The sequence below is a fragment of the Phyllobacterium sp. SB3 genome (genome assembly GCF_040009165.1).
GTDB lineage: Bacteria > Pseudomonadota > Alphaproteobacteria > Rhizobiales > Rhizobiaceae > Phyllobacterium.
The window spans coordinates 365,292-379,917 of sequence record NZ_JBDYKI010000004.1 but is presented as its reverse complement, the minus strand read 5'-3'; the positions used below and the strand labels follow the sequence as shown (position 1 = coordinate 379,917).

Genomic DNA, 14,626 nt, shown 5'->3' with positions numbered 1-14,626 from the left:
GAACGCGAAGGACTGCCTACTCTGCCTTTTTCGACAGTTTCAACGCGGCATATCGCGCCCGCAATTGTACGGCTCGCCCTTCCTTGATTTCCTGACGCGCTCTGCCAAAAGCCAATGCGTCTGCCGGAACATTTTCGGTGATCACGCTGCCGGATGCGACATATGCATTATCGCCAATCGATATTGGCGCAACGAGCGATGAATTAGAACCAATGAATGTATTGGTTCCAATTTCGGTATGATACTTGTTGTAACCGTCATAGTTGCACGTGATGGTGCCAGCACCAATATTTGCATCTGCACCAATCGTAGCATCTCCGATGTAGCTCAAATGATTTAGTTTGGCACCCTGCCCGATTTTGGCATTCTTTACTTCAACAAAATTTCCGACCTTTGCCTTTTCTGCGAGATCGGCACCGGGCCGAAGACGGGCGAAGGGACCAATGCTGGCGTTGGCTCCAATCTTCGCCCCTTCAATGTGAGAAAATGCATGGATCACAGTGCCGGTTGCAATCGAAACACTAGGGCCGAAGACAATGTTCGGCTCCAGAGTAACGTCTGACTCGATAAGTGTATCGTGTGAGAAGAATACGGTTTCCGGTGCTTGCATCGACACACCGGCCAGCATCATGTCGCGACGTTTGCGGTTCTGCCAGATTGCTTCCGCTTCCGCGAGTTCCAATCGAGTATTGATACCAATGACATTATCGGGAGATATCTCAATCGCAATAACCGACTTTCCTTGTGAATTTGCGATCTCAACCACATCAGTCAGGTAGTATTCGCCCTTTGCGTTTTCATTTTTGATCGCACGCAGCAATGCTAACGCATTGTCACCGCGCAATGCCATCAAGCCACCGTTGCAGAACCCGATTTTCTTCTCGATTTCGCTTGCATCTTTTTCTTCACGGATCGCGATCAGCTGACCGTCCCGTTCAATCAGACGACCATAACCATGCGGGTTATCAGGCCGGAAGCCCATAACAACGATATCCGAACCGCTGGCCAATTTTTCGCGTGCCACCTCCAAAGCCGAAGTTTCGATCAGAGGTGTATCACCGAATACTACGATAATATCGTCATAGCCTGCGGCTATCGCAGACTCAGCAGCGAGGACTGCGTGCCCTGTGCCAAGACGCTCCACCTGCTCATGAACGGCGATATTGCTTATAAGTGAGCGTACAGCCTTCTCCACCTTGTCAGCCCCGCGACCAACCACCAAGGCTATATCGCTGCTGCCAGCACCCTGCACTGCTTTTGCTACATGTCCCACAATCGGCAAACCTGCTATTGGATGCAGCACTTTCGGCAATGAGGATTTCATCCGGGTGCCTTCGCCGGCAGCGAGAATAACCGTAAGGCAGGTGCGTGACGTCATGGTTCGGACTTTCGGATCATCGTGGTCAAAAGCAGTATTGATACCGCAACATGCATAATGCTGGTTGCAATTTGGTAACTTGCGCCTCTTTAGCCGAGTTGACCAAGGATGGGAAATGTTTCGAGCAGCCAAAAAGAAAATGTCTGTAGCCCACCTGTGAGAAAAAGAATGCCAGTGATTACCAGAAGTCCGCCCATGACCTTTTCGACCTTGCCAAGATGCATGCGAAACCTGGAGAGGAAACGCATGAACATGCCGGAAAATAACGCAGCAATAATAAAGGGAATGCCGAGTCCAAGAGAATAGACCGCGAGCAGCGATGCCCCGTCTGCTACAGTATCGCGTGCACCGGCTAGTGCTAATATCGGACCAAGCACCGGGCCAATGCATGGGGTCCAGCCAAAGGCAAATGCCAAACCCATGACATAAGCCGCGAAGGGGTTGGCTGGTTGTCCTTTGCTTTGAAAACGGGCCTCGCGAGAGAGAAAAGCCAACCTGAACACCCCAAGGAAATTCAACCCCATGAGGATGATGACGATACCTGCGACTATGGCTATCTCCTGTTGCCACATGCGCAGGAAGCCGCCAATTGTCGATGCGCCCGCTCCGAGAAGAACAAAAACGGTGGTGAATCCCAAAACGAAACTGAAGGATGACAATAAGAGTGCGCGTCTGACTGGCGAAATTCCGGCAGCAGGTGTGTCAGCCCTGAAATCTTCTACAGTTACTCCCGCCATATAGCACAGGTAGGGTGGAACGAGTGGCAACACGCAAGGCGATAAAAATGAGAGTGCTCCGGCTCCGGCTGCAGTAAGATAAGATACATCAAGCGCCATATGCGCTCCTTCATGTTCATTTTGGTTTGCGCCGGAGTAGGCCGAATCTCTTCGGATTTCCAATCACCTTTTCGCCATTTCAAGGCTACAACTCTTGGGCTTACGCAGGCTCTATCCGCACGATTTTAACAAAAGCTGTAAAAACACGGCTTTTTGTCGCAAAAACTATACACAATAGCTGTTGACCGATTGCCATCTCGCACCTATGTTCCGCCGCAATTCCCGAGGCCGGTTTATGGGCTCGCAAGGGAGCGCGTAGCTCAGCTGGTAGAGCAACTGACTTTTAATCAGTAGGTCCAGGGTTCGAACCCCTGCGCGCTCACCATTCAAATTTCAAATCAGGCTCAGACATTCTATAGTACCTGCTGAAGACTCGATCAGGCTATTGTTTTTGAGCCGTGATAATCCACGTTCGCGAATCGAAGAGCACGCCTTCCGTGGTCATATGTGTGGTCAGCAAATCACGCAGTCGTTGCGAGGTTTTTTGCGCCCCTTCATTGGTTTGTGCAAATGCATCCTTCACAAGATAGAGTTCCATGAGTGCATTATAGGCCTTATCAACATCCGGCCCATAGAATACCGGTTCACGCACGTCGATAAAATCGATGGAACCAAAGCCCACCTCGGTCAGAAGTTTTGTGGCGATAGCGGGATCGCCAAGTGAAAACGGCTTTAAAGCATCTGCGGAAATCGATGTTTCAGGAGCCAAGGCTCTCCGAATGGCTCCCGACCAATCATTAAGTTCCTGGCTTTGCCAAACCATCCAGGCAAGACGTCCGCCGGGACGCATTGCACGAGCGATGTTGGCAAAAGCTGCTGCCGGGTCAGCAAAGAACATCACGCCAAATCTGCTGATGCAGAGGTCGAAATGGGCAAACGGAAATGAATGGTTCTGTGCATCACCATGTTCAAACGTCGTATTCAACAGATTCTCTTCGGCTGAGCGCTGTCGTGCAACCTCAAGCATCTCCGAGGAGGTGTCCACCCCGGTCGCATTACCCTCAACTGCTATGCGGGCAGCGTCACGCGTTGATTGTCCCGCGCCGCATCCAATATCGAGCACACGGTCGCCGGGTCCAACGTTAGCAGCGACACGAAGATGCCCGTTGTGCCGTTCTAATTCTGCGTCATAGAAGTCAGCCCGGTTCAACATCTCCGCCTCCTGATGTCTGTGTCCGCAACTCCGGAAACCGGTTGCATAATGATATCAGTTGTGTCAGAAATACAACCGATTGCATAGCAGCAACTGGCGAGAATATTGATTGGGCCAACAACGCTCAGGTCATCGATTTTATCGTCGAGGATACGAGGATGATCGCGGGAACGCCCCCCTATGATGAACCCTTTGCGCGTAATCTTGTGGAGCGTGACGTCAAGCGTGCTAAAAATTTCGTCAGTGCTACCAATCATTTCATGCTGGGCGATCTGTGGAACGGCAAGCTTGGCGGATTGGTTGCGCCGCTTCTCGTCATCCACGGTACGGCAGATCCGATCTTCCCTGTCGAGCATGGCGAATTGCTGGCCGAAACTGTCAAGGGCGCAGAACTTCTTCGACTTGAGGGTGGCGGCCATGAAATTTATCGCGAGGACTGGGACGAAATCATTTCAACTATTGATGTTCATCTTGGCGCACATCCTACGAAAAACACCTGAATGTGTCCTATCTCGGTTCAACAGTCAGATTCAAATATGCCGGATTGAACTGCGCGACGGTTGTAAGACGATCCCAATCCAGAATAGTCACAGTGCGGTTTAACCAAGTAAGAAGCTTATCTTTCCTTAGGGTTTGCAGTGTCTTGTTGAGATGAACAACCGAGATGCCAAGGACATCTGCGACTTCCGCCTGAGATAGCGGAAAGTGAAAACTCCATTCGTTGGTACGCTGAACGACCTGCAAGCGAATATAAAGCTCGCAGATAAGATGAGCGAGATGCGCTTTCTTTGACCTCCTACCCATTGCAACTATCCATTCGCGATGTATCGCGCCATCAATCAAGGTATGAAGCCATAAAAGACGTGTGAGATGCGGGGCTGTCTCTGTTATTTTCTTGAGATCGGGATGATTGGTAAAGGCAACCCGGCAAGGCGAAAGCGCAACTATGCCGTGATCCATGACTTTCAGGGGAAATGCGTGGAGATCAACAAAGTCGCCGGCAATATGCAACGAAGTAATCTGCCTGCTCCCGTCCTCAAGCACTTTGTAACGCCCCGCAAAACCATCGAGAAGCAGTGTGCTGAATTGTGGGCGCGATCCCTCTGTTACCAAATCCTCTCCAATGGAAAACTCACCTTGCCGAACAATGGTTTCGGTCAAAGATTTCTTTTCTGCTTCTGAGACAACATCATGACTTTCCAGTTTTAACAGAAGGGATTCGATCAATTTGTTCTCCGGTTTATTTAATCGGGCTGTGGCAGCTGGGATAAAAATCAATGCCTTATATCTATGCCCCTATGGAACCTAATTGATAACCACGACTTCTGTTCCCATGCGCAATCGAGAAACAATGCCCCGCTACTATTTTGATCTGCATAACGGCGATCATACCCGCGATGATATAGGCATGGAACTGCCTTCTCGCGACCATGTGAGCCGTGAAGTTGCACGGATATTGACAGATGTGGCTCGTGAGGAACTCGCGGGAGAACGCGGCGTGGTTTCAGTAACAGTCCGCGACGAAAATGGTCAGGCAATATCAGTTGCCAGCCTTACTTTCAGCAGCGAATGGCTGGACTGACTTCCACAACCTTTAACTAAATATATTGGTTTGCCAGAGGCCGCTTGACACTGCATTCCGTAAACTCAATAATAGAACATATCATGAACAAATAAGGGTTCCACAGTGGCAATCGTCGATCTTACGGCGTTAAGGCGCGATATCGCGTCCTTGAATGAGCAAGGCACACATACTGTGTCTGGCTCTGCCTTCGACTTTGGTTGCCCTGAAGTAGACCGTATTTTTCGAAATGGCCTTGCGCGCGGTGCATTACATGAAGTTCTTGCAGAAGAGAGTGGTGATGCAGGCGCTGCAACGGGTTTCGTCATTGCCCTCGCCTTGCGTGCTTCATCCGATCAAAGCCCGATTTTATGGGTCGAGGAAGACTTTATCGGAACCGAACATGGTTTTCCTTATGCTCCCGGCCTCGATCACTTAGGGCTTAACCCGGATCGTTTGATTATCGTCCGTTGCTCATCGCCTCAGGATGTTTTGAAGGCAGCATCAGACAGTCTCGGCATTCGTGGAACGGGTGCAGTGATCATTGCGCCATGGAGCAATCCAAAATGTCTGGATCTGACTGCCTCCCGAAAATTACTCCTCAACGCTCAACAAACCGATGTGCCTGCCTTTCTGCTGCGGCTGGGTGCGGTTCCCAGTGAGAATGCTGCTGCTACACGGTGGTTGATCAGCGCGGCCCCCTCGCAATCGGCAGGGGCAAATGCACCCGGAAATCCTGTTTTTGAAGCCAAACTTATTCGCAACAAACAGGGCATGACAGGCCAATGGCTATTACAATGGGAGAGTGAAGATCATGTTTTCCAAAGGGTCGAGCCGGTTTCTGGCGCTATGGTTTCCCCATCTTCCTACAGATCGTCTCAAACGCGAAAATCCGCAACGTGACCGCACTGATCAATACCTTGTCGTTGTCGATAAGGTTGCCAATGCGCTGCGGCTGGCGGCGGTTGATCAGAAAGCTGCAAAGGCAGGCCTATACAAAAGTATGACATTGGCAGATGCGCGTGCCCAGTTTGAAAAGCTGGATATCGCCTTTGCTTCACCCCGTCAGGATGCCGCGCTTTTGGAACGGCTGGCGGATTGGTGTAATCGCTATACACCATTGGTGGCTTTTGATGATCCGGATGGACTTGTACTCGACATTACAGGTTGCATCCACCTGTTCGGCGATGAACAAAAAATGCTTGAGGATATTAATTATCGCCTCAACCAGAACGGAATGATTGTCAAATCAGCCACTGCAAATAATGCCGCGTCCGCACGTGCCTTTGCACGCTATTCGTCGGGCGGTGTCATAGGCAATGACGAGGAGAAGAGGCTGCATAAGCTGCATCTTGCCTCCCTTGAATTGGACGCAGCGCATCTTGCCGGGCTCAAAAAGGCAGGCCTACTGCATGTAGGCGAAGTCGAATCTTTGCCACGTGCAGCTCTTGCCGCCCGCTTTGGAAAACAACTCGTTGACCGTCTGGATAGTCTTTTTGGCAAGCAGAACCAGCCAATTTCTCCCCGGCGCATTGTGCCTGTCTGCATGGTCGAACGGCGTATGGCCGAGCCCCTGACTGTTATGGATTCTGTCGAGCTTGTGCTTCAGTCCCTCGGCGAGGAACTCTTCAGGCAATTACAAATACGTGTTGAAGGAGCACGCGAAATAGAAGCAAGCTTTTTTCGCGTTGATGGAAATGTACGCCGGATAAGCATTGAAGCAGGAAGACCGCTTGTAGAGACAAAAACATTGATGCGACTGCTCAAGGAGAGATTATCCACCTTGGCTGACCCTTTGGATGCTGGCTATGGCTTTGATATTATTCGCCTCTCTGCTGTTAGAACTGAACGCACGCAAGTACAGCAGAAAAGTCTCGACAATACGCAGCAGGAAACAGAAGCTTTTGACGGGCTTATCGACAGGCTTTCCATAAGACTGGGTAATTCACGTGTGTTGTGTCCGGTTTCTGCCGATACGCATATACCGGAACGAGCTGTCATGTTTGAGCCTGCAGCTCGCAGCAAATCTGATCAATCAATTCGTTGGTCACCGGAGCATCAGTCAGGCAATCCGCCCGAGAGGCCAGTCAGGCTGTTCAATCCTCCAGAGCGTATCGAAACCACGTCAGGGGTTCCTGATGGTGCACCGGCCCGGTTTATCTGGCGCCGTGTGCAACACACAATAGTGCTTGCAGAAGGGCCGGAGCGCATTGCACCCGAATGGTGGCGTGAGCATGCAGGCGCTCTTACGCGCGATTATTATAGGGTTGAAGACAATCACGGAAAGCGTTTCTGGGTATTTCGTGAAGGACTTTATGAGCGCGGCGACCCGACTCCCCAATGGTATTTGCACGGGGTTTTTGCCTGATGGATTATACGGAGTTAGCAGTCACCAGCAATTTCTCTTTTCTGAAAGGCGCGTCGCAACCTCAGGAATTGGTTCTGGCGGCGTCTCTTCTTGGCCTTAAAGGTATTGGCATTGCAGACTGCAATACGCTTGCGGGCGTGGTACGCGCGCATAGCGGCCGAAAAGAAATCAAAAAAACGCAGGGTCTTTCGATAAATCTCTATATTGGCTGCCGGTTATGTTTTGCCGATGAGACACCAGACCTTCTGGTCTATCCGCGTAATCGCCTTGCCTACGGCCAGCTTTGCCAGATTTTGAGCGTTGGGAAACATAATGCCGGGGTCAAAGGTGAATGCCGACTGCTGTTCGGGGATTTTCAATTCAAAGCAGACAATTTTCAGATTGCAGTGATACCTCCTGTAAACCCTGATGAAAGCCTGATCGCTTTCCTTCGAATACTATCTTTGGCAGCCCCAGATTCAGTTTGGCTCGCGCTTGTCATGCCCCGCAATGGCTCAGATAGGCGTCATGGCGAAAAACTGGCCCATATCGCAGCAGAAGCAAATGTTCCGCTGCTGGCCGTTAATGATGTGCTTTATCACACCCCTGCCCGGCGACCGCTTCAGGATGTACTGACCTGTATCCGGGAGCATGTCACAATAGAAACAGCAGGACGCAAGCTTGAAAAGAACGCGGAAAGGCATCTGAAATCCCCGACGGAAATGCAGTATTTGTTCCGGTATTTTCCCGAAGCGCTTGAGGAAACGCAGCGTTTTGTAAAACCGATCAGCTTCTCTCTCGATGACCTCCAGTATCAATATCCTGACGAACCTGTTCCGCCAGGCAAAACGCCCCAGCAGCACCTGATTGATGAAACATGGATAGGTGCCAATAAACGCTACCCGCGTGGCATTCCTAAAAATGTAAGCGAAATTCTGGAAAAAGAACTGACTTTGATCGGGGAGTTGCAATATGCGCCATATTTTCTGACCGTCTATGACATTGTCACCTATGCCCGCTCAAAGAATATTCTTTGTCAGGGGCGCGGTTCCTCGGCCAATTCTGCCGTCTGCTATTGCCTGGGTATCACGGCAGTCGATCCAATAAATGGCAATCTGCTTTTTGACCGGTTTCTTTCGCGGGAACGAAAAGAGCCGCCTGATATCGATGTGGATTTCGAGCATGAGCGGCGCGAAGAAGTCATGCAGTGGATTTTTGGTCGATATGGACGGCACCGTGCCGCCGTCATTGCTACTGTCATCAGCTATCGCCCGCGCAGTGCAATCCGCGATGTCGGCAAGGCTTTGGGTCTTACAGAAGATGTCACTGCCGCCTTGGCCAATATGGTTTGGGGCAGTTGGGGATCAATCGTTGAAAAGCAGGAAATAAAGCAAGCAGGGCTTGATCCCGACAATGTCATGATCCGTCGTGCCATCAAACTTGCCAAGGAATTGCTTGGCTTCCCACGCCATCTTTCCCAGCATGTCGGTGGTTTTGTGCTGACGCAAGAACGTCTGGATTTGACTGTTCCGATAGGGCCCGCTGCAATGAAGGATCGTACTTTCATAGAATGGGATAAGGATGATATCGACGAACTCAAAATCATGAAAGTCGATGTCCTTTCACTGGGAATGCTGACCTGCATTCGGAAAGCTTTTGATCTCATCCATTTGCATGGTGGCAATCGTTACGAGCTTGCAACCGTCCCCCAAAGAGATGACGAGGTTTTTGATATGCTCTGTGAAGCAGATTCTCTTGGTGTTTTTCAGGTGGAAAGCCGCGCGCAGATGAATATGCTGCCCCGCCTTCGGCCGAGAACATACTATGATTTGGTTATCGAGGTTGCCATTGTCCGGCCCGGCCCCATTCAAGGCGATATGGTTCATCCCTACCTGAAGCGGCGAAATAACCCAGACTCCGTAGTTTATCCCTCACCCTCGCCCAAGCATGGCCATAAGGATGAACTGAAGGACGTTCTTTTCCGGACGCTTGGCGTTCCTCTGTTTCAGGAACAAGCGATGAGCATTGCCATTGTTGCGGCAGGTTTTACCGGCGATGAGGCCAATCAGTTGCGCCGGGCCATGGCAACATTCCGCAATGTGGGCACTATCCACACTCTTGAAAACAAGATGGTGGAAGGCATGGTTCGCCGCGGTTATGAGAGGGATTTCGCGCAAAATTGTTTCAACCAGATCAAAGGATTTGGTGAGTATGGTTTTCCCGAAAGCCATGCCGCAAGCTTTGCCATCCTTGTCTACATTTCCTCATGGATCAAATGCCACCATCCAGCTGTTTTCGCTGCAGCTCTGTTAAATTCCCAACCCATGGGATTTTACCCGCCAGACCAGATTATTCGCGATGCGCGCAAGCATGGGGTCGAAGTCCGCCCTGTAGATATTAATTTCAGTCATTGGGATAACACACTGGAATCAAATGAAAATGGAAAACTATGCACCCGGCTTGGTTTTCGTCAGGTCGATGGTTTTTCAAAACATTGGGCGGAACTGATTTGCGAGAAGAGAACACAGAGCTATACCGATATTGAAGAGATAAGACGCCTGACGTTACTTGAGAAGCGCGCATTTGTTCTGCTTGCCGATGCTGACGCATTTCGCTCGCTCGATATTGACCGGCGAGAAGCGCTTTGGGCCGTTCGCCGCTTTCCTGACAATACAACGCTGCCACTGTTCCATGCTGCTGAAACAAATGAGCTGGCTAATGAAGAAGAAACAGTCCTTCCTCAAATGAAATTGTTCGAGCATGTTATTGCAGATTACGAGTCAACGAGACTCTCTCTCAAGGGGCATCCCATGCAATTTCTTCGTGAAATGTTCGCAGCAGAAGGCGTTGCCACCTGCAATTTTGCAAATGGTCTGGCGAATAACAAGCGCGTCAAACTGGCTGGAGTGGTCACGGTCCGCCAGAGACCCGGAACTGCTAAAGGTGTAGTCTTTATGACTATCGAAGATGAAACGGGTATCGCCAACATCGTCATTTGGCAAAAACTCCTCAACATTTATCGCAAGGAAGTCATGGGATCGCGACTGATCCTGATCGAAGGTATAGTTCAAAGTGCAGATAATGTGGTGCATGTCGTCGCAAGAAAACTTACTGATCGAACCGGCGACCTCTATCGCCTCTCAGAGCAGCGGACAATTTTACCCAGATCGCGCAATGATGAAGCTACGCATCCTGTACAGGGAGACGCGCGGGCGCGTCATCCCAGAAATGTGCGTATCCTGCCGAAATCCAGGGATTTTCACTAACGCTTGGCACTATCCAGTTCGGCATCTGGTACAACGACGAGTTTTCCGACAAAAGATTTTGCCATAAAATCGGTCTGAGCCCGATGAAACTCAGACAACGGATAAACACCACCAAGGAGCGGCTTGATCTTGCCTTCTTCAATGTAACGCACGATGCGGCGGAAATCCCCGCGCGTGCCCTGCGACGATCCATGTAAAGCCAATTGTTTAAGGTACATGGTCCTGAGATCTAATTGCACTACCGGTCCTGCGATTGCTCCGGCGGTCGTATATCGACCCTCAGCCCTGAGGATACGCAGCAGATCATTGAATATCGAACCACCAACAAGATCAGCGACTACATCGATAGGCTTTCCGCCAGTCGCTTCGTTTACCGCAGTGACCAGACCTTCGGTCCCACGCGTGATAACGGCTTCGGCACCGATATCGAGCAGTGCCTGCTCTTTGCCGGGTCCTACAAGCGCATAAGGAATTGCCCCACGCGCTCTTGCCAGTTGAACAATGCCAGAACCGACACCTCCAGATGCGCCGGTGACCAAAACGCGCTCTCCCGCCTTCAATCCCGCACGCTCCAGCATCTGTTCGCCGGTTAAATACGCACAGCAGAACGTGGCAAGTTCAATGTCGCTCAAGCCGGTGTCGACAAAGTGAGCATTCTCGGCAGGTACGGTTACATATTCAGCATACCCGCCATCCCGGCCATGGCCGATGTAATCAATGTCGGCAAGGCTGTCGTCATCGCGATTATAGATAGAAAAATCGACCATCACGCGTTGACCTATACGCTCCTGATCGACCTTCTCGCCCACAGCAGCAATCGCACCAACAATATCGGTGCCCTGAATGCGCGGAAAGCTCAGCGTCGGGTCCTGGCGACGCCAGGTCGAAACGGCACCGGCGTCTTCTTCCGTACCATAAGCGCCTTCCCGAACCCAAACGTCGGTATTATTCATACCGCAGGCGGTTATCCGGATGAGCACTTCACCTGCCGCCGGCGTAGGCACCGGCGTTTTCCGGTTATAAACAAGCTTGTCGAGCCCGCCATGGCCGACAAGCTGTATGGCGGCCATGGTTTGTGGAATGTTCATCTCTGTCATCGTTCAACCTCAGAGAGTTTTGGCTATCGATTCAACCGCGTCGGTCGCAGCCTTGACGACGATGTCGGCCTCGTCACGCGTCAGGCAAAGTGGTGGTGCAAAGCCCAGAATATCGCCTTGGGGCATAGCGCGGCCAAGCACGCCGCGTTCCGCCAGCGCTGCCGCTATACGCGGCCCGACTTTCAATGCCGGATCGAAGAATTTCCGGTCATCCTTGTCAGCAACGAATTCCACTGCGGCAAGCATCCCGTCTCCCCGCACCTCACCGACAATTGCATTGTCTGCCAAGGATTCGGCCAACTGCCCACGGAAATATGCGCCTGTTTCGCCAGCATTTGTCACAAGGTCCAGCTTGTCGATGAGTTCAAGGTTGGCGATGCCTGCTGCTGTGCAGATTGGATGAGCCGAATATGTCCACCCGTGCCCGATTGCCCCAAGCATATCGGAGCCTTTCACCAACACCTGCCAAACCTTGTCCGAGACGATCACACCGGAGAGAGGCGCATAGGCTGACGTCAATCCTTTTGCGATGGTGATCAGATCAGGCTTGATGCCATAATGATCCGACCCGAACATCGTACCCAATCGACCAAACCCGGTAACGACCTCATCGGCAACAAGCAGAATGTCGTACTTGTTCAGCACAGCCTGAATCTTTTCCCAATAGCCTGCTGGTGGCGGAACAATACCGCCTGTTCCCAGAATTGGCTCGCCGATGAACGCGGCAACGGTTTCCGGTCCTTCGGCCAGGATCATCTCTTCCAGCTTGTCGGCACAATGCTGCGAAAACTGCTCTTCGCTCATGGAACGATCTTCGCGGCGGAAGTAATATGGTGCTTCCGTGTGAAGAATAGGCGCACGCGGCAAATCAAAGGCATTATGGAAAAGCTCGAGCCCGGTCATGCTACCAGTCATGATTCCGGAACCATGATATCCGCGCCAACGCGAGATAATCTTCTTCTTCTCCGGGCGACCTAGAACGTTGTTGTAGTACCAGATCAGCTTTATATTGGTTTCATTGGCGTCCGAACCCGAAAGTCCGAAATAGACGCGGCTCATGCCTTCCGGCGCGCGGTCTATTATCATCTTGGACAGTGTGATCGATGCGTCCGTGCCATGCCCTACATAGGCGTGGTAATAGGCTAACTCTTGCGCCTGTTTTGCGATGGCATCGGCAATTTCGCGTCTGCCGTAGCCAACGTTGACGCAGTAAAGTCCAGCAAAAGCGTCAATACTGGTGCGCCCGGTACTGTCGGTGATATGAACGCCCTCACCGCTTTTGATGATACGGGTCGGAGTTTCGCCGCGGGCATGAGTACCCATATGGGTCGAAGGATGGAAGAAATGATCCCGGTCCCAGGCGTTCAGTTCGTTCGAGCGTTCAAGCATGATATTTTCCTGTTCTTCGAATGTCAGTGAGTGTCGATGCAGAGATATTTTAGTTCCGTGAAAGCTTCGATGCCGTGGCGTGAACCTTCGCGTCCCAGCCCGGATTGTTTGATGCCGCCGAATGGAATTGGTGCGCCGGTGATCTTCACCCGGTTTATCGCAACCATTCCATATTCAAGGCTGCGACCAAGGCGCAGCATGCGGGCGCCATCCTTGGTTACGGCATAGGCAACAAGGCCGTATTCAGTGTCATTGGCGCGGCTGACGACCTCTTCCTCCGTGTCGAAAGAGGTAACTGCGGCAACGGGACCAAAGGTTTCCTCGCGCATGATCAGCGCATCTTCCGGAACATTGACCAGAAGCGTCGGCTCGTAAAATAAAGCGCCTGCTTCGTGCCGCTTACCGCCTATTGTGCATTTCGCGCCTCGGGCGATGGCATCTTCGACCTGCTCTTCAACCTTCTGTACGGCGCGCTCATGCATCAATGGCCCAATATCGGCACCATCCGTCAGGCCGCTAGCCACTTTGAGTTGTGAGATTCGCTTGGCAAAGGCAGCAGCGAAGGCATCGTGGACGGGGCGTTCAACATATATCCGGTTTGCCGCAAGACAATCCTGTCCTGAGGTGGCGAACTTGGCGTCAATTGCAATATCGACAGCGCGGTCAATGTCCGCATCTGCAAAAATGATCAACGGCGCATGGCCGCCAAGTTCCATTACAAGGTTCTTCATTGTGGGCGCACATTGCGCAGCGATCAGTCGTCCGATTTCTGTTGAGCCGGTGAAGCTCAATGCACGAACGCGGGAGTCTTCGCACATTCGCCCAACCACGGTTGCAGCATCTCCCGTGACAATGTTGAAAACACCGGCAGGAATTCCCGCCCGATCGGCGAGTTCAGCAAGCGCAAGCGCTGAAAGCGGCGTTTCTGATGATGGGTGAGCGACAATGGTACAACCGGCAGCAAGGGCTGCGGCGGCCTTTCGTGTCAACATCGCTGACGGGAAATTCCATGGAGTAACAATCCCGACAACACCAATTGCCTCGCGTCGAACTATCATTTCTGCACCAGCAAGATGGCTGGTTACGTTCTCCGCGTTAAGCCGCTTTGCTTCTTCTGCATACCACTCGATAAAGGAAGCCGCATAATCGATCTCACCGCGCGACTCCGCCAGCGGCTTGCCCTGTTCCAATGTCATGATCAGTGCGAGATCATCTTTCGCTGCCAATATCAGTTCATGCCATCTGCGCAATTTCGCTGTCCGCTCCTGCGGAAGAAGATCGCGCCAGGCTGGAAAGGCGCGCGCAGCAGCATCAATGGCTGCCGTCGTTTGCTCGGCATTGAGCTTGGAAACCCAACCAATGGCGGAACCCGATGCCGGGTCTGAAACTTCGAAAGTCTGTCCCGCATCACCTGCGGTCCAATGACCGTCGACATAGGCCAATTCACGCAGCATGCGACGGTCATTCAGGCGATCAAGGGCCGCGTGGCGGTCTGGTCGTGCAAAGTGAGCGGACATTTAACTCTCCCGGGTTGTACACCCAAGACTCCCACGAACATGCGGAGAGAGAGACTGTTTGTGGCATTCCGTTAGGAGAGAT

11 protein-coding genes, 1 tRNA gene and 1 pseudogene are annotated in these 14,626 nt (G+C 51.8%); 6 read left to right on the top strand and 7 right to left on the bottom strand.

Annotated elements, in window-relative coordinates:
- Positions 1-16: 16 nt before the first annotated feature.
- Positions 17-1,378: a bifunctional UDP-N-acetylglucosamine diphosphorylase/glucosamine-1-phosphate N-acetyltransferase GlmU gene (glmU, locus tag ABKW30_RS17300; protein ID WP_348600150.1), complete on the bottom strand. Its 1,362-nt coding sequence runs from the start codon at positions 1,376-1,378 to the stop codon at positions 17-19.
- Positions 1,379-1,467: 89 nt separating this feature from the next.
- Complete coding sequence (locus tag ABKW30_RS17295) at positions 1,468-2,214, bottom strand: cytochrome c biogenesis CcdA family protein (RefSeq protein WP_348600149.1); 747 nt, start codon at positions 2,212-2,214, stop codon at positions 1,468-1,470.
- A gap of 249 nt (positions 2,215-2,463) precedes the next feature.
- Here ABKW30_RS17295 and ABKW30_RS17290 point away from each other — a divergent pair.
- A tRNA-Lys gene (locus ABKW30_RS17290) sits at positions 2,464-2,539 on the top strand.
- A gap of 57 nt (positions 2,540-2,596) precedes the next feature.
- On the opposite strand, the gene ABKW30_RS17285 is transcribed toward ABKW30_RS17290, so the two are convergent.
- On the bottom strand, positions 2,597-3,367 hold the full coding sequence (locus ABKW30_RS17285) for a class I SAM-dependent methyltransferase (RefSeq protein WP_348600148.1): 771 nt from the start codon (positions 3,365-3,367) through the stop codon (positions 2,597-2,599).
- A gap of 86 nt (positions 3,368-3,453) precedes the next feature.
- On the opposite strand from ABKW30_RS17285, the pseudogene ABKW30_RS17280 reads away from it, so the two are divergent.
- Positions 3,454-3,867 (top strand): annotated as a pseudogene (locus ABKW30_RS17280) (alpha/beta hydrolase); the annotation flags it as partial.
- Between the two features lie 7 nt (positions 3,868-3,874).
- Here ABKW30_RS17280 and ABKW30_RS17275 read toward each other — a convergent pair.
- Positions 3,875-4,594 carry a Crp/Fnr family transcriptional regulator gene (locus ABKW30_RS17275; protein WP_348600147.1) on the bottom strand — a complete coding sequence of 240 codons (720 nt, stop codon included), beginning with the start codon at positions 4,592-4,594 and terminating at the stop codon, positions 3,875-3,877.
- A gap of 124 nt (positions 4,595-4,718) precedes the next feature.
- Here ABKW30_RS17275 and ABKW30_RS17270 point away from each other — a divergent pair, with 124 nt between their 5' ends.
- The 4 genes from ABKW30_RS17270 (at position 4,719) to ABKW30_RS17255 (ending at position 10,541) form a co-directional block, all read left to right on the top strand.
- Positions 4,719-4,949 (top strand): hypothetical protein, encoded by a 231-nt coding sequence (locus tag ABKW30_RS17270; RefSeq protein ID WP_348600146.1) that lies wholly within the window; start codon positions 4,719-4,721, stop codon positions 4,947-4,949.
- Positions 4,950-5,054: 105 nt separating this feature from the next.
- A complete protein-coding gene (locus ABKW30_RS17265; RefSeq protein ID WP_348600145.1) occupies positions 5,055-5,831 on the top strand; it encodes a hypothetical protein in 777 nt (258 codons plus the stop codon).
- Positions 5,743-7,296 carry a DNA polymerase Y family protein gene (locus ABKW30_RS17260; protein WP_348600144.1) on the top strand — a complete coding sequence of 518 codons (1,554 nt, stop codon included), beginning with the start codon at positions 5,743-5,745 and terminating at the stop codon, positions 7,294-7,296. The genes ABKW30_RS17265 and ABKW30_RS17260 overlap by 89 nt, the downstream gene beginning before the upstream one ends.
- Positions 7,293-10,541 (top strand): error-prone DNA polymerase, encoded by a 3,249-nt coding sequence (locus ABKW30_RS17255; RefSeq protein WP_348600427.1) that lies wholly within the window; start codon positions 7,293-7,295, stop codon positions 10,539-10,541. The genes ABKW30_RS17260 and ABKW30_RS17255 overlap by 4 nt, the downstream gene beginning before the upstream one ends.
- Here ABKW30_RS17255 and ABKW30_RS17250 read toward each other — a convergent pair.
- The 3 genes from ABKW30_RS17250 to ABKW30_RS17240 are packed head-to-tail and all read right to left on the bottom strand — an operon-like array spanning position 10,538 to position 14,544.
- Entirely contained in the window at positions 10,538-11,629 is a 1,092-nt protein-coding gene (locus tag ABKW30_RS17250) for an alcohol dehydrogenase family protein (protein WP_348600143.1), read from the bottom strand. The two genes, ABKW30_RS17255 and ABKW30_RS17250, sit on opposite strands and share 4 nt — an antisense overlap.
- 18 nt (positions 11,630-11,647) lie before the next feature.
- On the bottom strand, positions 11,648-13,027 hold the full coding sequence (locus ABKW30_RS17245) for an aspartate aminotransferase family protein (RefSeq protein WP_348600142.1): 1,380 nt from the start codon (positions 13,025-13,027) through the stop codon (positions 11,648-11,650).
- Between the two features lie 23 nt (positions 13,028-13,050).
- A complete protein-coding gene (locus ABKW30_RS17240; protein WP_348600141.1) occupies positions 13,051-14,544 on the bottom strand; it encodes an NAD-dependent succinate-semialdehyde dehydrogenase in 1,494 nt (497 codons plus the stop codon).
- Positions 14,545-14,626: the final 82 nt, after the last annotated feature.